Source organism: Flavobacterium ginsengiterrae (assembly GCF_039539785.1).
GTDB classification, from domain to species: Bacteria; Bacteroidota; Bacteroidia; order Flavobacteriales; family Flavobacteriaceae; genus Flavobacterium; species Flavobacterium ginsengiterrae.
Genome location: NZ_BAABDU010000003.1, coordinates 1,003,028 through 1,019,243, shown reverse-complemented (window position 1 = coordinate 1,019,243; position 16,216 = coordinate 1,003,028). Strand labels below are relative to the sequence as shown.

20 protein-coding genes are annotated in these 16,216 nt (G+C 32.2%); 15 read left to right on the top strand and 5 right to left on the bottom strand.

Annotation, left to right across the window (positions count from 1 at the left end; all coding sequences use genetic code 11):
* The first annotated feature begins 59 nt into the window (after positions 1 to 59).
* From ABD859_RS07330 to ABD859_RS07310, 5 genes are all read left to right on the top strand, one after another.
* Complete coding sequence (locus ABD859_RS07330; RefSeq protein ID WP_345142267.1) at positions 60 to 1,142, top strand: diphosphomevalonate decarboxylase; 1,083 nt, start codon at positions 60 to 62, stop codon at positions 1,140 to 1,142.
* 93 nt (positions 1,143 to 1,235) lie between these two features.
* Entirely contained in the window at positions 1,236 to 2,174 is a 939-nt protein-coding gene (locus ABD859_RS07325) for a mevalonate kinase family protein (protein ID WP_345142264.1), read from the top strand.
* A gap of 64 nt (positions 2,175 to 2,238) precedes the next feature.
* Positions 2,239 to 2,829: a DUF502 domain-containing protein gene (locus tag ABD859_RS07320; protein WP_345142261.1), complete on the top strand. Its 591-nt coding sequence runs from the start codon at positions 2,239 to 2,241 to the stop codon at positions 2,827 to 2,829.
* A gap of 61 nt (positions 2,830 to 2,890) precedes the next feature.
* Complete coding sequence (locus tag ABD859_RS07315; protein WP_345142259.1) at positions 2,891 to 3,847, top strand: geranylgeranylglycerol-phosphate geranylgeranyltransferase; 957 nt, start codon at positions 2,891 to 2,893, stop codon at positions 3,845 to 3,847.
* Positions 3,848 to 4,114: 267 nt separating this feature from the next.
* Positions 4,115 to 5,023, top strand: coding sequence for a pseudouridine synthase (locus ABD859_RS07310; RefSeq protein ID WP_345142256.1), 909 nt, complete (start codon positions 4,115 to 4,117; stop codon positions 5,021 to 5,023).
* Between the two features lie 64 nt (positions 5,024 to 5,087).
* On the opposite strand, the gene ABD859_RS07305 is transcribed toward ABD859_RS07310, so the two are convergent.
* Together ABD859_RS07305 and ABD859_RS07300 are read right to left on the bottom strand one after the other, a co-directional pair.
* Positions 5,088 to 5,690: a DUF937 domain-containing protein gene (locus ABD859_RS07305; RefSeq protein WP_345142253.1), complete on the bottom strand. Its 603-nt coding sequence runs from the start codon at positions 5,688 to 5,690 to the stop codon at positions 5,088 to 5,090.
* A gap of 285 nt (positions 5,691 to 5,975) precedes the next feature.
* Positions 5,976 to 6,476: a DUF456 domain-containing protein gene (locus ABD859_RS07300; protein ID WP_345142248.1), complete on the bottom strand. Its 501-nt coding sequence runs from the start codon at positions 6,474 to 6,476 to the stop codon at positions 5,976 to 5,978.
* Between the two features lie 196 nt (positions 6,477 to 6,672).
* On the opposite strand from ABD859_RS07300, the gene ABD859_RS07295 reads away from it, so the two are divergent.
* Complete coding sequence (locus ABD859_RS07295) at positions 6,673 to 7,158, top strand: hypothetical protein (protein ID WP_345142245.1); 486 nt, start codon at positions 6,673 to 6,675, stop codon at positions 7,156 to 7,158.
* A 22-nt stretch (positions 7,159 to 7,180) separates the two neighbouring features.
* Here the strand turns inward: ABD859_RS07295 and ABD859_RS07290 are convergent, their stop codons facing one another.
* Positions 7,181 to 8,284, bottom strand: a complete 1,104-nt coding sequence (locus ABD859_RS07290) for a glycosyltransferase family 2 protein (RefSeq protein ID WP_345142242.1) — start codon at positions 8,282 to 8,284, stop codon at positions 7,181 to 7,183.
* Positions 8,281 to 9,225 carry a hypothetical protein gene (locus tag ABD859_RS07285; protein ID WP_345142240.1) on the bottom strand — a complete coding sequence of 315 codons (945 nt, stop codon included), beginning with the start codon at positions 9,223 to 9,225 and terminating at the stop codon, positions 8,281 to 8,283. Before ABD859_RS07285 ends, ABD859_RS07290 begins: the two co-directional genes overlap by 4 nt.
* A 112-nt stretch (positions 9,226 to 9,337) precedes the next feature.
* Between ABD859_RS07285 and ruvC the strand changes: the two genes are divergently transcribed.
* From ruvC to ABD859_RS07240, 9 genes are all read left to right on the top strand, one after another.
* Positions 9,338 to 9,892, top strand: coding sequence for a crossover junction endodeoxyribonuclease RuvC (ruvC, locus tag ABD859_RS07280; protein WP_345142237.1), 555 nt, complete (start codon positions 9,338 to 9,340; stop codon positions 9,890 to 9,892).
* 112 nt (positions 9,893 to 10,004) lie between these two features.
* A complete protein-coding gene (locus ABD859_RS07275; protein WP_345142235.1) occupies positions 10,005 to 10,382 on the top strand; it encodes a four helix bundle protein in 378 nt (125 codons plus the stop codon).
* A gap of 106 nt (positions 10,383 to 10,488) precedes the next feature.
* Positions 10,489 to 11,625, top strand: coding sequence for a radical SAM family heme chaperone HemW (hemW, locus tag ABD859_RS07270; protein WP_345142232.1), 1,137 nt, complete (start codon positions 10,489 to 10,491; stop codon positions 11,623 to 11,625).
* A gap of 113 nt (positions 11,626 to 11,738) precedes the next feature.
* Entirely contained in the window at positions 11,739 to 12,116 is a 378-nt protein-coding gene (locus ABD859_RS07265; RefSeq protein WP_345142231.1) for a GxxExxY protein, read from the top strand.
* A gap of 58 nt (positions 12,117 to 12,174) precedes the next feature.
* A complete protein-coding gene (locus tag ABD859_RS07260; RefSeq protein ID WP_345142228.1) occupies positions 12,175 to 12,939 on the top strand; it encodes a cyclase family protein in 765 nt (254 codons plus the stop codon).
* Between the two features lie 53 nt (positions 12,940 to 12,992).
* On the top strand, positions 12,993 to 13,394 hold the full coding sequence (locus tag ABD859_RS07255; RefSeq protein ID WP_345142225.1) for a GNAT family N-acetyltransferase: 402 nt from the start codon (positions 12,993 to 12,995) through the stop codon (positions 13,392 to 13,394).
* Positions 13,391 to 13,741 carry a DUF4260 domain-containing protein gene (locus ABD859_RS07250; RefSeq protein ID WP_345142223.1) on the top strand — a complete coding sequence of 117 codons (351 nt, stop codon included), beginning with the start codon at positions 13,391 to 13,393 and terminating at the stop codon, positions 13,739 to 13,741. Before ABD859_RS07255 ends, ABD859_RS07250 begins: the two co-directional genes overlap by 4 nt.
* A gap of 6 nt (positions 13,742 to 13,747) precedes the next feature.
* Positions 13,748 to 14,116, top strand: a complete 369-nt coding sequence (locus ABD859_RS07245) for an MmcQ/YjbR family DNA-binding protein (protein ID WP_345142220.1) — start codon at positions 13,748 to 13,750, stop codon at positions 14,114 to 14,116.
* Between the two features lie 107 nt (positions 14,117 to 14,223).
* Positions 14,224 to 14,928 (top strand): PH domain-containing protein, encoded by a 705-nt coding sequence (locus ABD859_RS07240; protein WP_345142217.1) that lies wholly within the window; start codon positions 14,224 to 14,226, stop codon positions 14,926 to 14,928.
* 113 nt (positions 14,929 to 15,041) lie between these two features.
* Here the strand turns inward: ABD859_RS07240 and ABD859_RS07235 are convergent, their stop codons facing one another.
* Positions 15,042 to 16,142 carry a DUF4407 domain-containing protein gene (locus ABD859_RS07235; protein ID WP_345142214.1) on the bottom strand — a complete coding sequence of 367 codons (1,101 nt, stop codon included), beginning with the start codon at positions 16,140 to 16,142 and terminating at the stop codon, positions 15,042 to 15,044.
* Positions 16,143 to 16,216 lie beyond the last annotated feature (74 nt).

Here is a 16,216-nt window from a genome sequence, read left to right as displayed (position 1 = left end):
TTATATAACTTATATGGCGAAAAAATTTAAAAACTATCTTTGCCAAAATTTTATAATTCATGTTAACAGCAGCTGATTTTATTCCATCTCAATATACTTCAACAATCGAAAACGGAAACTTTGAATGGAGTGCTCCAAGCAACATTGCATTGGTAAAATACTGGGGAAAAAAAGATAACCAGATTCCAGCAAATCCATCAGTAAGTTTTACGCTTAATAATTGCAAAACGATTACGAAACTGGCTTTTTCAAAAAAAGAAAATCAGGGAAATTTTTCTTTTGATTTACTTTTTGAAGGGAAACCAAAAGAAGATTTCAAACCAAAAATTCAGAAGTTTTTAGAAAGAGTTGAAGTCTATCTGCCGTTTTTGAAAGACTATCATTTTACGATTGATACTCAAAACACATTTCCACACAGCTCAGGAATTGCATCTTCGGCTTCTGGAATGGCGGCTTTGGCAATGAATTTTATGAGTTTAGAAAGAAAACTAAATCCGGAAATGACTGATGATTATTTCTATCAAAAAGCTTCATTTTTAGCTCGTTTAGGTTCAGGAAGTGCCTGCCGAAGCGTAAAAGGAAATGTAGTTGTATGGGGAAATCAAGCGAATATTAAAGGAAGCACCGATTTATTTGGTGTTGAGTTTCCATATACAATCCACCAAAATTTCAAGAATTTTCAAGACACTATTTTATTAGTTGATAAAGGCGAAAAACAAGTTTCGAGTACCGTTGGCCACGATTTAATGCACAATCACCCGTATGCAGAAAGACGTTTTGCACAGGCACACGAAAATCTGGATAAATTAATCCCCATTTTTGAAAGCGGAAATATTGAAGAATTTATCAAAGTTGTAGAAAGTGAAGCTTTGACTCTGCACGCCATGATGATGACTTCTATGCCATATTATATTTTGATGAAGCCAAATACGCTTCAAATCATCAATTCAATTTGGAAATTTAGAACCGAAACTCAAATTCCGGTTTGTTTTACACTAGATGCCGGCGCCAATGTTCATGTGCTTTATCCTGAAAATGTTAAAGAAAAAGTATTACAATTTATTCAGTCAGAATTAGTTGTTTTTTGTCAGAATGGTCAGTACATTTGCGACGAAATTGGAAACGGTGCAATTGCATTATAATTTTGCGTATCTTTAATCAATAATTGAATTTCGAATTGAATGACATTATTAAATTAAGACCCAAATAAAATAAAGAAAGACATAAAATAAATCATGAAAGGACCATTATTTTACTCAAAAATATTACTCTTTGGAGAATACGGAATCATCCGCGACTCTAAAGGACTTTCTATTCCTTATAATTTTTATAACGGTGCTTTGAAAAAAAGCGAAGAACCTTCGGCAGAAGCTCTATCATCAAACAAAAGCTTAAGAAGTTATGCTTCTTATCTGGAAGTTTTACAAACACAGCAGCCGGATTTGGTTACTTTCGATTTAGAAACTTTAAAAAATGATGTCGAAACCGGAATGTATTTCGATTCTAGTATTCCGCAGGGATATGGTGTTGGAAGCAGCGGTGCACTTGTTGCAGCTATTTATGACAAATATGCAGCTAACAAAATCACGGTTTTAGAAAATCTTACACGTGAAAAACTATTACAGTTAAAAAATATATTTTCTCACATGGAAAGCTTTTTCCATGGAAAAAGTTCAGGCTTGGACCCTTTAAACAGTTATTTGAGTATTCCAATCCTGATTAATTCTAAAGATAATATTGAAGCAACCGGAATTCCAACTCAAAGTTTTGACGGAAAAGGCGCTGTCTTTTTGTTAGACTCTGGAATTGTAGGCGAAACTGCTCCAATGGTTAACATTTTTATGGAAAACTTAAAAGACAAAGGTTTCCGTACAATGCTGAAAAACCAGTTTGTAAAATATACTGATGCCTGCGTAGAGAACTTCCTGCATGGCGATATGAAATCTTTATTTACTAATACTAAAAAACTTTCTAAAGTAGTTTTAAACAACTTTAAACCTATGATTCCGGAACAATTTCATGGAATCTGGCAACACGGAATTGACACCAACGATTATTACCTAAAACTATGCGGTTCTGGTGGTGGTGGCTATATTCTTGGTTTTACAGAAGATTTAGAACGTGCAAAAGTTTCATTGAAAGACTACAAATTAGAAGTTGTTTATCAGTTTTAATTCCTTAAAAGCCGAAGTTATTTGAGTATATTTTTATAAGTTTTCATCCTAAAAGTTATTTATTATGAAAAGTATTTTAAAAATAATTAAAGCAACTTTTTTAGGAGGAATACTATTTTTAGCACCTTTAGTAGTACTTCTTATTATTCTTGAAAAAGGATATCACATTATTCAAAAAGTAACACTGCCGCTCGTACAAAATCTGCCCAGGGTTCATGTTTTAGGAATTGCACTTCAGGAACTTATTGGTGTACTTATCATAATCGTAATCTGTTTTGCTGCAGGTTTACTGGCACGAACTGCCAGAGCAAAAAAACTGATTTTAAAATTAGAAAACGGCATTTTGAGTTTTGTTCCCGGATATTCGTTTATGAAAAGCATGAATGAAAATATTATGGGATTTGAATCGAAACAAGATTTAAAAGTAATTCTTGTTCCTACTGATGCCGGCTGGCAATTTGCGTTTTTAATAGAACAAATTGACGAAAACAACTTTACTGTTTTTGTTCCGGATGCACCAAATCCGTGGAGCGGATCAGTTGTTTTTGTTGAGAAAAAAGACATTCGCGAAATTGGAATCACCCAAAAAGAAGCTTTGTCCTGCATACGAAAATTAGGCTATGGGTCTAAAGAATTGTTAAAAAACAAGTTCTAAATTTTAGTTTCAAAAAATATCCATTAACTTCAAATTTAATTTAATCCACAACTTATAATCTATGTTAAGCAGACAGCACAAACTTTTAGTAATGAAAATTGTTAGTTTGTTCTCTGTTGTACGCGGTTATAACATTCCTATTATTATTCTGGCGCAGTATTTATCGGCGATATTTATTTTGGCTCCAGAAAAAAGAGCCTTAGATATTTTGTTGGATTTTTATTTGTTTTTAATTGTTTTTGCTTCTGCGGTTACAATTGCTTCGGGATATATTATCAATAATTTTTACGACAGTCAGAAAGATTTAATTAATAGGCCAAATAAATCTATGCTGGATCGTTTGGTGAGTCAGAAAACAAAATTAACGGTTTATTTCAGCCTTAATTTTCTGGCAGTTTTAATGGCGGGAATTGTTTCCTGGCGTGCTTTCTTATTCTTTTCGGTATATATATTTTTTATTTGGTTTTATTCTCATAAAATAAAAAAGTATGCCATTATTGGAAACCTAATGTCAGCATTACTTGCTGTAACGCCGTTTTTTGCCATCTTACTATATTTTTACAATAAGATTTCATTTGAAGAAATCGAAAATCATATGGGGCATTTTGTGGTAATTTCTGCTCATGCTGTTTTCTTATTTTTACTGTTACTAATTCGCGAAATGATTAAGGATTTAGAAAACCTAAAAGGGGATTTAGTCAGCGATTACAGAACGATTCCGGTTCTTTACGGTGAAAAAGTATCGAAACAGATTATTACGATTTTGACCATTTTAACCGTTTTTCCTGTTTATGTATTAGTCAATGTTTACGATGTTGGCTATATGGACATTTACTTTTATGTTTGTTTTGTTTTTTTACTTTTTTTTCTTCTTTATTTATGGAAATCAGATTCGAAAGAGCAATACCTTAAACTTCATAATGTACTTAAATTCCTTATTGTTTCTGGTGTTTGCTGCATTGTTTTAATCAATCCAAGTGTTTTATGGCATGGGAGGGAATTTATTTCTAATTATTGAGTTTTTGATTTTTACTGATTTATCATAAACAGCCAAATTCTTAATAAGGAGCGGATTGTTTGATCTTAGCCCCGATTGCAGTGGAAATCCTTTTATTTTTTTCTTTAAAAAATAAAAGATTGAAACGAAAAGCGGGAAATTATGTTTAAAAAAAAGCCAATTGCAGTGCTTCTAAAAAAAACTAATTTTTACAGCTATTAATCTAACAACATTGAACTTAAGATTTATTAGCAGGAAAAAACTATCTTTGCACAAATTAATGATTTTATGAACAATAAGGAAGGCAACAATAAACGAGGCGGATCTAGACCAAACAATTCAAGATCAAACTCTAACAAGCCAAAACCTGCTTTACCAAAACGCGCGCAGGGACCGAAAAAAGTGAAACCTGAAGTGAAGGCAGCTCAGGAAGCAGCGGCAGAAAAATTTAGAAAGCAAAATCAGCCGGCTAAGAGACAAAAAGCGTCAGACGAAATTCGTTTGAATAAATATATCTCAAATTCAGGGGTTTGCTCGCGTCGTGATGCCGATTTATATATTCAGTCTGGAAACGTTAAAGTAAATGGCGTTCCGGTTACTGAAATGGGTTATTTAGTAAAAATAAATGATGTTGTAAACTTTGACGGTGTTACGCTTACTCCTGAAAAGAAGGAATATATTTTACTGAACAAACCTAAAAACTTTACTACATCTATGGATGAGGGACAGGAGTTTCGTAACGTTCTGGAACTTGTACGCGGGGCAACTAATGCAAAAATTACCGCTGTAGGAAGAATGGATAAAAATACTACGGGATTATTGTTGTTTACAAACGACAATGATATGATTCGTAAGTTTACTTTACCAAATCAGAAATCATCTAAAATTTATCAGGTTTCGTTAGATAAAAACCTAAAGTTTGAAGATTTGGAAAAAATTAGCAAAGGATTGTTTATTGACGGACATCGTGTTGCTGTTGAAGAAGTAAGTTATATTGATAAAGAACCAAAAAGCGAAGTGGGCTTAAAACTAAGAACTTCAAATGTAAAAGTGGTACGCGCTATTTTTGAACATTTAGATTATGATGTTCTGCGTATAGACCGTGTTTCGTTTGCTGGTTTAACAAAGAAAAATCTTCCTAGAGGTAACTGGCGATTCTTGACAGCTCAGGAGGTTATCAATTTGAAAAACGCATAAATCTGCTCAAGATTTAGTAAATATAAATCCTGTTTTACTTTTGTAAGATGGGATTTTTTATTTTTTAGAAGCTAAAAAAGTTGTGTCCGAAAAGGGTAAAGATTGATCTTCCGATGTTTTGATTTTTTTCTTCGACAGATTCGTAACAAGAAAATCCAAGGATGATTTTTATTCCGGGTTGAATACTGTTTAAAATGTCTCTTTTTTGTTCTTCTAAAAGGAGTTTTAGACTATCAAGTAACTGAATGTTATTTTTAAGATAAGAGACTACAAGGAGTGCAGAGAAGTTAAGTATTTCGCGGGCTGTTTCGCTTTTGATGCCGACTTCGTTTGAAATCATTTCAGAAATTCGGCCTTTTTTGTTGGTAAAAATTTCTTTTAGTATTGGATTACCTTCTACACGGTAACAATCGTCGACTGATAAAATTCTGCCGGAAGCAAAATCGACTTCCTGATAAAAACTTGAATTATCTTCAATATGCAAAACAATTCCTTTATAAAAACCGGATTCTTCTGCTTTGTTATAGAGACCCATTAAAACTGTACCTATCGAAACATCAATTCCCTTGATTAAGAGTGCATCATTTTCAAAATAAAACTTGTTTAGTTTTGAAACAACATTAGAAGAAATAAATCGTCTAAGTTCAATTTGTAGGTTTGGGGTCATACTCATAACTTATTAAGATAATTATTTATACTTATTCAAAATAATCGATAAAGTGGGGCTTTTTATCGTTTATCAGGATAAAAATATAAAATATTTTAACATATCCAAAAAATAAGTTAAGAATTTACTCTGTAGATTATGAGCACTTTAACATAAAAAACTTGAAATACCTCTAATTACAAAGGCTCAACAGCTAAAACACTTAAAAATGGGCTGATTGAAAATTTTAAAATTTTTCTTAAAAAAATTAAAAAATAAGAAAAAAGCTAAACATTTGTTACATAATTAAAATAATAAGTTTCGATATTCCCATGTCGTATGTATAAAAATCCCAAAGTAAATTATACAGAACATAAAGTTTATAAAACTCGAAGCCAGAAATCCAAGAAGAGATCCTGTAGCAGCTTTCAACGCTCGTTTATGGTTTGTAGAATCATAAATTATTTCGCCAATTAAAGCACCTACAAAAGGGCCTATTATAACTCCAAAGGGAATTGGAGCAAGAATTCCAATTATCAAACCAATGTTTGTCCCCCATACTCCGTATGAGCTTCCGCCAAATTTTTTAGTTCCTTTTGCAGGGATTATATAATCTAAAACTGTAATTACTATAGTAAGCAAAAGTGTAATTCCTAAAACCCAATAATTAGTATCGACCGCTTTTGTTAAGTTCAAAAGCAGCAATCCAACCCAGCAGCTCGTAAGTCCTGGCAAAACAGGAAGAAAACTGCCAAAAACACCAACAATCATGCATATAAAACCTAGTGTAACTAATAGTAAATCCATATTTTTATGTAATTTTGCGCCTTGCAATTATTTTGTGCGTTTTATAAAAATAGAAAGAAAAAATAATAAAATCTCTTTTAAAACAATTTTGATTTGTTTTCCTTCGTTTTTATTATTTAAAGAGCACGTTTCCCCAAAAAAATAATTGTATTTTTATACCACATTTTTTTAGTTTATCCAATTCACAGTCAAAACCTTGAAGCATTTTTTCTTATTTATAGTTTTTATATTTTTTAATTCTTGTCAATATTTTGAGAAGAAGGTTCCGTCTGAAAAAGAATTACTTCAAAAGGAACTAAAATCAATTAACTGGAAAGAAGTTGACGAATACCCAACTGTTGCTGACTGTGAAACAATTACTGACAAAAAAGAACGTCAAAAATGTTTTTTTGATGTAATGGCGCAGCTTATTCAGGAAAAATTAAATGTTGACAGTTTATCGATCATTTATCCTGATCTTGATACTATACAGGTAAAAGTGACTATTTTTCCAAATTCAAAAATGAAATTTGAACCAGAATTTCAAAAAGATTCTGTTGCCTATGACACCATAAGAATCGATAGTATTCTGCATGCCCGATTAGTTGATTTTCCTAAAGTAAATCCGGCTATTAAAAGGGGACTTCCGGTAAAAACACAATTTATTCTGCCTGTAATTATTAAAGCAAAAAACGAAAAGTAAATGCTTTTTATAAGTGATTTGCTTACTTTTCGAATCTTCGGCCCTTCCATTCGTAAGAACCAAATAAGCTGTATAAAGCTACACTTGAGCTAAAAAACGGATATAATATACTACTGAGGAAAAGACTTTTAATTTTGGTTTTGGTTAAAAATTGATTGGTTACAAAAAGTAAAACAAAATCAATTGCAAATTTAGAAAAAGCAAAAATCACAAAAATTGGATACGACCAAAGTCCAAAAAGAAAAAAGAAAAAACCAATTACAAAACTTAGATTTCCAAAGAAAACAATTAATCCTAAAAACTTACCAAAAGTACTTTTATACGAACTTGTTTTGGCCGCCCAGCGCACTCTTTGATAAAATAGTGATTTCCAGTTTTCGGTTGGTTTTGTGGTTACAATTGCTTCATAAGCCTTTAAATAATGAACTTTATTTGGGAACTTTTCAATTGCTTTTTGCAACAGAAAAACGTCATCGCCGCTGGCAATTTTATCATTTCCTTCAAAACCATTTAATTCTTCAAACAATGATTTTTGGTAAGCAAAATTAGCTCCATTGCACATAAAACCTTTATTTAAGCCAAAACTTCCTATTGTCGCTCCCTGCAGACTCGTTAAATCTAACTGTTGAAAATGATCTAAAAATGATTTTTTGCATTTATACGTTACAGCGCCAGCCAGCATCGAAACATTGTTTTCTTGAATGTAATTATCAAATGTCAAAAGCCAGTTTTTCGGAACAATGCAATCGGCATCGGTTGTAATAACCCAATCGGTTTTTACATGCAGCATTGCGGTTGTAATTGCATCTTTTTTTGGTGAAGCTGAAACCCGAATATTGTCGATTTGTGAAACGTCAAATTTGAAATGTGAAATGTGGAATTTCTCGCTAGAATTATCATCTACTAGGATTACTTTAAACAAATCCTTTGGATAATCTAAAGCTGAAAAACTCTCTAAAAGTATTGGCAGATTTTCTTTCTCATCTCGAAACGGAACTATAATTGTAAAACTTGTTTTAGGTACTAAATCTTTTTTTTGATACTTTTTTACTTTAAAAAAACCATAAATAAGCAAACTAATGCTTATAATATAAATTCCTAATATGGCAAATAAAGTAAAAATCATTCTGTCACTTTAGTTTTAAAATTCAATACAAAATAACTTCCTAAAACGACTGGTAAAACAACATTTAGAAACCACATAAGAGTACTGATAAAAATAACAATCCATTCGTTTACGCCCAGAATCCCAAAGAAATAAATGGCAACACTGCCTTTTACCGCAAAATCCAAAAACTGAAAAGTAGGCAGTGAAGATGCTAAAAAGTAAACCGATGTAATTGCTGCCATTAAAGTTAAATAAGGTAAATCAACATCAAAACCTAAAAACAAAAAGTAATACTGATGCGAAAAAACCAAATAACGGCAGATTCCTAAAACAATATTTTTTTGATGAACCGGTTTTGGAATTTCATTGATTTTATGAATCAATTTTTCGATTGAATATCCTTTGACTTTGATTTTTTTAATTGAGAACAACAGAACTAAAATCAATAAAAATCCGCCAAATAAAATCATTACCGTTTTGGTTGTAATAACATTAAATTGTGCATTAAAATACAGAAGTCCAAAGATTCCAAAAACGATTGTTAAAATCATCTGGATTCCGTTGCAGATTAAGTTTAAGAAAACGACTTTTTTGGCTTCAGATTTAGGATAATACAATGCTTTTCCAGCATACTCTCCTACTCCGTTCGGCGTAAAAATTCCGGCTGTTAATGCGGCTAAAACCTGTTTTGTAGCTTCGTAAAGTGATATTTTATGAATAACCTGAGCGAGATTCTGCCATTTTAAAATCTCGAAATAACGATTCAAAACACTCAAAAGCAAGATAAAAGAAATCCCTAATACGGATTGATTTTTCTTGAACAAAATCATAAACTTCTGCCAGTCTAATTTGTCGTTTTGTGCCAGCTGATTGTAAATAAAATAAAATGCGCCGCCAACAATTAAAAGTTTGGCCAGAAGAACTAGGAATTGCTTAGCTTTGTGAGGAATTGAAATCATGCCGCAAAAGTAATTGAATTTGAGAATGCGGCAATTTGAAAATGAGAAAATGAATCGTTTCGTTTTTCAAAAACTTGAAACTTGAAACAAAAAAACTTGAAACAAAACTCTTTTGACACAAGAACGCATCATATTAGGTATTGACCCCGGAACCACAATTATGGGTTTTGGATTGATTAAAGTCATTAACAAAAAAATGGAATTTCTGCAATTAAACGAACTGCAGCTTTCCAAATATGACAATCATTACCAAAAACTTAGAGTTATTTTTGAAAGAACGATCGAACTAATCGAAACACACTGTCCGGACGAAATCGCGATTGAAGCACCTTTCTTTGGCAAAAACGTACAATCGATGCTAAAACTTGGCCGGGCTCAAGGCGTTGCAATGGCAGCCGGACTTTCAAGAGGTATTCCGATTACAGAATACGAACCTAAAAAAATAAAAATGGCAATTACCGGAAACGGAAATGCCAGTAAAGAACAAGTTGCTAAAATGCTGCAACAGCTTTTAGGTTTGAAAGAATTACCTAAAAATCTCGATTCAACTGATGGTTTGGCCGCTGCAGTTTGTCATCACTTTAATTCTGGAAAAGTTATCGCCGGAAAGAGTTATTCCGGCTGGGATGCTTTTGTGAAACAAAATGAAGATAGAGTTAAGAAATAGTGGTCAGTGGTCAGATTTTTAGTGGTGAGTAATTTTAGTTGCCAGATAATGTTTTATAAAGATTTTTCTTTCAAATATTTTAAAAAATTTATCTTTGACTCTAAAAAGTAAAATGAGATTTCAAGATTTATTAGCTTATAAAAAGTCATTTTCTCTAGCAATGAAAATATTTAATATAACTAAACAGTTTCCAAAAGAAGAGACTTATTCATTAACTGATCAAATTAAGCGTTCATCAAGAAGTATTCCCGTAACAATTGCTGAAGCTTATAGAAAACGTATTTATCCAAAACATTTTTATAGTAAATTAACCGATTCTGATGGCGAAAATTCTGAAACACAAGTTTGGCTTGAATTTGCTCTTTCATGTAAATATATTTCACTTGAATTATATCAAGAACTTTTAAATGAAAGTACTGAAATAGGAAAACTAATAAATTATATGCTTTTAAACCCAGGAAAGTTTGGAGTAAAAGTTAGTGATCAGTAGCAGATTTTTTTAGTGTACAGCGACAAGTAGTGAATACTAAAAATCTGATCACTGCACACTAATTTAAACTGATCACTAAAATCCTGAACACTGAACACTAAGAAAAATGAGCGGCATTTATATTCATATTCCATTTTGCAAGCAGGCTTGTCATTACTGCGATTTTCATTTTTCGACTTCTATGAAGAAAAAAGATGAGATGGTTTTGGCTTTGGCCAAAGAAATTGCGATGCGTAAAAGTGAATTTGAAAATGAAATTGTAGAAACTATTTATTTTGGAGGCGGGACACCCTCTGTTTTGTCTTCTTTTGAAATCAACTTTCTAATTGAAGAAGTTTACAAAAACTATAAAGTTTCCGAAAATCCTGAAATTACGCTCGAAGCCAATCCGGATGATTTATCTACAGAACGAATTTTAGAATTATCTAAAAGTCCAATAAATCGTTTAAGCATTGGAATTCAGTCTTTTTATGAAGATGATTTGAAGATGATGAACCGCGCTCATAATTCGGCGGAAGCCAAAAAATGTCTAGAAGAAGCTACTAAATATTTCGATAATATTTCGTTGGATTTAATTTACGGAATTCCGGGTTTAACTGACGAAATGTGGAAACAGAACATTCAGACAGCTTTAGATTTTGGCATTCCGCATATTTCAAGTTATGCTTTGACGGTTGAGCCGAAAACAGCTTTAAGCAAATTAATTCAAACCGGAAAGGTTGCTGAACCTCAGGATGAAGCTGCTTCAAACCATTTTAATATTTTGGTAGAAATGCTTCAAAAAAACGGTTTTATTCACTACGAACTTTCGAATTTTGGGAAAGAAAATTACTTCTCCAAAAACAATTCGGCATATTGGCTGGGCAAAAAATACATCGGAATTGGTCCTTCTGCGCATAGTTATGATGGCGAAAAACGAGGATGGAATATTGCCAATAATTCACTTTATTTGAAAGCAATTCAAAACGATGAACTTCCAATCGAAACTGAAATTCTAACGAAATCAGATCGTTATAACGAATATATCATGACAGGATTACGAACAATTTGGGGCGTTTCTCTGGAAAAAATAGAAAAAGAATTTGGAATTGAATATTTGAATTATCTCAAAACACAATCTCAAAAGTTCTTAAACGACGATTTACTTTCAATAGAGAATAATATTTTAAAGCCAACGTCAAAAGGAAAATTTCTAACAGATGGAATTGCTTCAGATTTATTTTATTTGGATGTTGAAGTTTAACCGCAAGGTTCGCAAAGAATTACGCAAAGAACGCTGTTTAAATTGTAAGAATAAATTTATATTTTAAAAATTAAAACATTACATTTGAGTTTTAAAAATTATTGAAACTCGTTATGTCAGAAAATGATTTATCGCGAATTGTATTTCATTCAGCTTTAAAAGTTCATCAAACATTAGGTCCTGGCCTCTTAGAAAGTGCTTATGAGGAATGTCTATTTTATGAGCTAAAAAAATTAGATCTCAAAATAGAAAAACAAAAAGCATTACCGTTAATTTACGAAGAAGTAAAATTAGATGTTGGTTACAGATTAGATATTTTAGTAGAAAATAAACTAATTTTGGAAATAAAGGCAGTCGATTGTTTAAATGAAATTCATTTTGCTCAGTTATTGACTTACTTAAAACTAACAAATTGCAAACTAGGCTTATTAATCAACTTCAATGTTTCTTTAATAAAAAATGGAATAAAAAGAGTAGCAAACAATCTTTAATAAAAATCCTTGCGTCCTTTGCGTAATTCTTTGCGAACCTTGCGGTTAAACCAAACTTATGAAAGCAAAAATCAACAACTTCGAAATAGACTTATCAAAACCCATTGATATCTCGATTCCTTTAACCAATACAGATGAAAATCCGATTGCCTGGTATATCGAAAAACCGGTTATTGAACCTGTAGTTTTTGGGGATTGGATTGGTAAAGTTTCGGAAGGGAAATCATCAACGAATTTTAATAATATTTTCTTCAATCCGCATGGACATGGCACACATACAGAATGTCTGGGACATATTACAAACGATTTTTACAGCATTAATCAATCGTTGAAACAGTTTTTCTTTACTGCAAAATTAATTACGGTTAAACCTGAAAAACAAGGCGAAGATTTTGTGATTACTAAAAATCAAATTCAGAGTTTTATTGCCGAAAAAACAGAAGCTTTAATCATCAGAACGCTTCCAAATCAGCTGGATAAAAAATCAAGAAAATATTCAAATACAAATCCGCCATATCTTTCAGAAGAAGCTGCGATTTTCATCCGCGAAAGCGAAATTCAGCATTTATTGATTGATTTACCAAGCGTGGACAAAGAACATGATGAAGGAAAATTATTGGCTCACAAAGCCTTTTGGAATGTAAAAGACACGCATAATTTAAATTCTGATGCTCGTTTTAAAGCTACAATTACAGAAATGATTTATGTTCATGATGAAATCGAAGACGGAGATTATATTTTAAATTTACAAATCGCTTCATTTGAAAATGATGCGAGTCCTAGCAAGCCAATTTTATACAAAATTTTAGATTTTAGAATGTAGATTTGGATTTCTACTTCAATCTAAAATCTACATTCTAAAATCAGAAATCTAAAATGATAGAAGTTTCAACAGATAAAACAAAACTCGATGTTCCGTTTATACAGAACTTTTTGAAGGATATTTATTGGGCTGCCGGAAGAACTTTAGAGGAAGTTCAAAGGACTATTGACGCTTCAGTTTGTTTTGGAATTTACCTTGAAGGAAAACAAATTGGTTTTGCACGCGTGATAACTGATTATGTCGTCTTCGCTTATTTAATGGATGTTTTTATTACTGAAGAACATCGCGGAAAAGGCTATTCATCAATTCTAATCGATGCCATGATGAAAGAACCGCAATTACAAGAAGTTAAAATATGGCGTTTGGCCACAACCGACGCTCATTTTTTATATGAAAAATTTGGATTTACAAAACTAGCGCATCCTGAAAAAATGATGGAAAAAGTAATCAAATGAAAACAGTCTTAAAACTCGAAGAAGCCGCTTTATTTATTCTCGGAATCTTTTTGTTCAACCGTTTAAATTATGAATGGTGGTGGTTTCTGGCTTTAATTTTGGCTCCAGATTTATCGATGATTGGTTATGCTTTCGGAAACAAAACCGGTGCATTTCTGTATAACATCTTTCATCATAAAGGAATTGCACTTTTAATTTATGCTGCAGGCTGTTATTTAAGTATCGAAATGGTGCAGTTAGCTGGAATTATTTTATTTTCACATTCTGCAATGGATCGTATTTTTGGTTACGGCCTTAAATATGAAAAAGGCTTTAAATACACACATTTAGGTGAAATTGGTAAATAAAGAAATATGAATTTAGATACGTTTTACGAGTATTGTCTTTCTAAAAAAGGGGTCAGCGAACATTTTCCTTTTGATGAAGATACTTTGGTTTTTAAAGTTGGAGGAAAAATGTTTGCTCTATCTTCCCTTTCACAATGGGAAAAAAATGAGCAGTCGGTAAATTTAAAATGTGATCCCGATCGTGCACAAGAACTCAGAGCCGAATATGACGAGATAAAACCAGGGTTCCATATGAGTAAAGTACATTGGAATACCGTGGCTTTAAACGGAAATCTGCCTGCAAAATTTGTAAAAGAACTCATAGATCATTCGTACGAATTAGTTTTCAAAAGTTTGACAAAGAAAATTCAGAATGAAATTATTGACTCGAGGTAAATTTTTTACCGAACAGGCGAAGCAATTAGAAAATTAGGCATTACATTTGTAGCGTCAGTAAAAAAATTCGGCAGCTTAGCCGCTTTGAAACTTAGCAACTTATAAAAATGAAAGAACAATTTAAAAAGTTTTTAAACGAAGAACAAGATCCAAAAGCGATTGAAAAAATCACTTCGAAACTTACAGATTTATTAATGAAAGGCGAAGAAGTTGGATACATCGCAGTGCAAAAAAAACCTGCCATTACTGTTTTTCCAGATAGTATTGTATTAACAAACAAACGTATCATTATCTGCAAGCCTAAAAATTTAGGTCTTTCTATGGATTTTACTGATTATACTTGGGATGATATTGCAAGCACTTTTGTAAAAGAAAACATTTTAGGTTCTGAATTTTCATTTGGAACAAAAACAGATTTAGCGGTTTCTATTGATTATATTCCTAAAATTCAGGCTAGAAAAATTTATACTTACGCTAAAGAACAATTGGATTTATTGAAAAATCCGGTTCAGACTGCAGCTCCAATTCAGGAAATTGTGGAAGAAGCAGAACCAGAAATTGAAGATGAAATCGAAGAAGTAGAAACAGAGGAAGTAACAAGTTTTGCTGAAATTCTGCCTTCTGCACCTGTTTATGAAACAATTGAACCAATTCAGCAGGCGCCAGTATCAACAGGAGATCGTAAATTAAGCGAATTATCTAAAGAAGAGCTTTTTGACAAATTACAGAATTACAAAAAACTTCTTGACAATGGTTTAATCATGCAGGGAGAATACGATGCTTATAAAAAAGAAATATTGAGCTACATGTAAACTTAACCGCAAAGAGCGCTAAGACTTACGCAAGGTTCGCAAAGAAAAAACCCCATCAGACTTAACTGATGGGGTTTATTTTTTATAAACTGTGCGAGCTTTGCGGTTAAATCTTAAAGAGTTGCCTTCTGCTTATCTAAAAAGCTATTCGATTGAAGCTCCAACAATTCTTTTGCATTTTTACGCTGCAAATCGTAGAGACTTTTATCTTCTGAAATATCTGCATAAACCCTGTCGTGCATTTCGGCACTTGTTTTTACCAATAATTCACGTTTATATTTATTTTGATCTAAAGTTGCTTTCATTGCCGTTTCGGCTTCTTCCTGTTTGAAATCAAATTCTCCTTTTGGTGCTAATAATTTAGCAATAATTGGAGACGTTTCAATAGCTAAAAATAACAGCATAATGAAAAATGACGGAAGCCAAGGCAGTTTGTTCAATGCATTTATACGCGCCATTAATCCGTCGAAACCTTCGATAATGGGCTGTGTCTGCGAAACTTTTTTGTCTAAGTCAGCCTGCAATTGTTTTCCAGTCTTTTCTTTTTCAGTAATTTTGGCTTCGTTTGTTGTTTTTAGAGCAGCTAATTCTTTAAGCGCTGCATCGTGTTTTTCACGTTTTTCTTTATAAACCGGACCTTTTCCAAGTTTTTTAGTTCCTGTCGTTCCTTCGGCTTCAGTAATATAAACAGAATATAAATCGTTTACTTCTTTCTCTTTTTTAAGAATATCGGCTTTTAGTGCAGCAATTTCAGCTTTGTTTTTATCTAAATCTGATTTAAAATAATTGCCAACCTGTTTTTTATTTGCCAGTTCCATTTCATTTTTTTCTTTCAATAAAACGGTATTGATTTCTTTTTCAAAGATTTTAATTTCCAAAGGTTTAGAAATTACAATGGCAATAATAACGGCTAAAATAATACGCGGAGTCGCCTGCAGAAATTCATCCATAAAGCGGTCTCTTTTTTTAATCGTAGAAACGATAAATCGGTCCAGATTAAAAATCAGTAAACTCCATACAAATCCAAAAATAAGAGCTGGATAAATAGAATCGAAAACGGTAAAAAGTGCATAAGCACTGGCCAGAAAAGCCATAACTGCTGTAAAGAAAACCGTAGCGCCAATACCAACATATTTGGTTTGTTCGCCTTCAGAGCAGTTTTCGAGGAGATCTCTGTCTGCACCCGAACATAGGATAAAAAATTGTTTTAACATGATTGATGATTTTTGATTGTGATTGATACGGCAAATTTAACGCCAAATTTTTAATTAAAGCCAAATATTATTTT

What these genes read in the sequence shown, in the direction of transcription:
- ABD859_RS07305 (WP_345142253.1), bottom strand. Translation starts at nt 5,690, where the DNA reads ATGACCCCAAACCTACAAATTGAACTTAGACGATTTATTTCTTCTAAT.
- ABD859_RS07330 (WP_345142267.1), top strand. Translation starts at nt 60, where the DNA reads ATGTTAACAGCAGCTGATTTTATTCCATCTCAATATACTTCAACAATC.
- ABD859_RS07245 (WP_345142220.1), top strand. Translation starts at nt 13,748, where the DNA reads ATGAATTTAGATACGTTTTACGAGTATTGTCTTTCTAAAAAAGGGGTC.
- hemW (WP_345142232.1), top strand. Translation starts at nt 10,489, where the DNA reads ATGAGCGGCATTTATATTCATATTCCATTTTGCAAGCAGGCTTGTCAT.
- ABD859_RS07300 (WP_345142248.1), bottom strand. Translation starts at nt 6,476, where the DNA reads ATGGATTTACTATTAGTTACACTAGGTTTTATATGCATGATTGTTGGT.
- ABD859_RS07240 (WP_345142217.1), top strand. Translation starts at nt 14,224, where the DNA reads ATGAAAGAACAATTTAAAAAGTTTTTAAACGAAGAACAAGATCCAAAA.
- ABD859_RS07260 (WP_345142228.1), top strand. Translation starts at nt 12,175, where the DNA reads ATGAAAGCAAAAATCAACAACTTCGAAATAGACTTATCAAAACCCATT.
- ABD859_RS07310 (WP_345142256.1), top strand. Translation starts at nt 4,115, where the DNA reads ATGAACAATAAGGAAGGCAACAATAAACGAGGCGGATCTAGACCAAAC.
- ABD859_RS07315 (WP_345142259.1), top strand. Translation starts at nt 2,891, where the DNA reads ATGTTAAGCAGACAGCACAAACTTTTAGTAATGAAAATTGTTAGTTTG.
- ABD859_RS07275 (WP_345142235.1), top strand. Translation starts at nt 10,005, where the DNA reads ATGAGATTTCAAGATTTATTAGCTTATAAAAAGTCATTTTCTCTAGCA.
- ABD859_RS07235 (WP_345142214.1), bottom strand. Translation starts at nt 16,142, where the DNA reads ATGTTAAAACAATTTTTTATCCTATGTTCGGGTGCAGACAGAGATCTC.
- ABD859_RS07325 (WP_345142264.1), top strand. Translation starts at nt 1,236, where the DNA reads ATGAAAGGACCATTATTTTACTCAAAAATATTACTCTTTGGAGAATAC.
- ABD859_RS07250 (WP_345142223.1), top strand. Translation starts at nt 13,391, where the DNA reads ATGAAAACAGTCTTAAAACTCGAAGAAGCCGCTTTATTTATTCTCGGA.
- ABD859_RS07320 (WP_345142261.1), top strand. Translation starts at nt 2,239, where the DNA reads ATGAAAAGTATTTTAAAAATAATTAAAGCAACTTTTTTAGGAGGAATA.
- ABD859_RS07290 (WP_345142242.1), bottom strand. Translation starts at nt 8,284, where the DNA reads ATGATTTTTACTTTATTTGCCATATTAGGAATTTATATTATAAGCATT.
- ABD859_RS07255 (WP_345142225.1), top strand. Translation starts at nt 12,993, where the DNA reads ATGATAGAAGTTTCAACAGATAAAACAAAACTCGATGTTCCGTTTATA.
- ABD859_RS07265 (WP_345142231.1), top strand. Translation starts at nt 11,739, where the DNA reads ATGTCAGAAAATGATTTATCGCGAATTGTATTTCATTCAGCTTTAAAA.
- ABD859_RS07285 (WP_345142240.1), bottom strand. Translation starts at nt 9,225, where the DNA reads ATGATTTCAATTCCTCACAAAGCTAAGCAATTCCTAGTTCTTCTGGCC.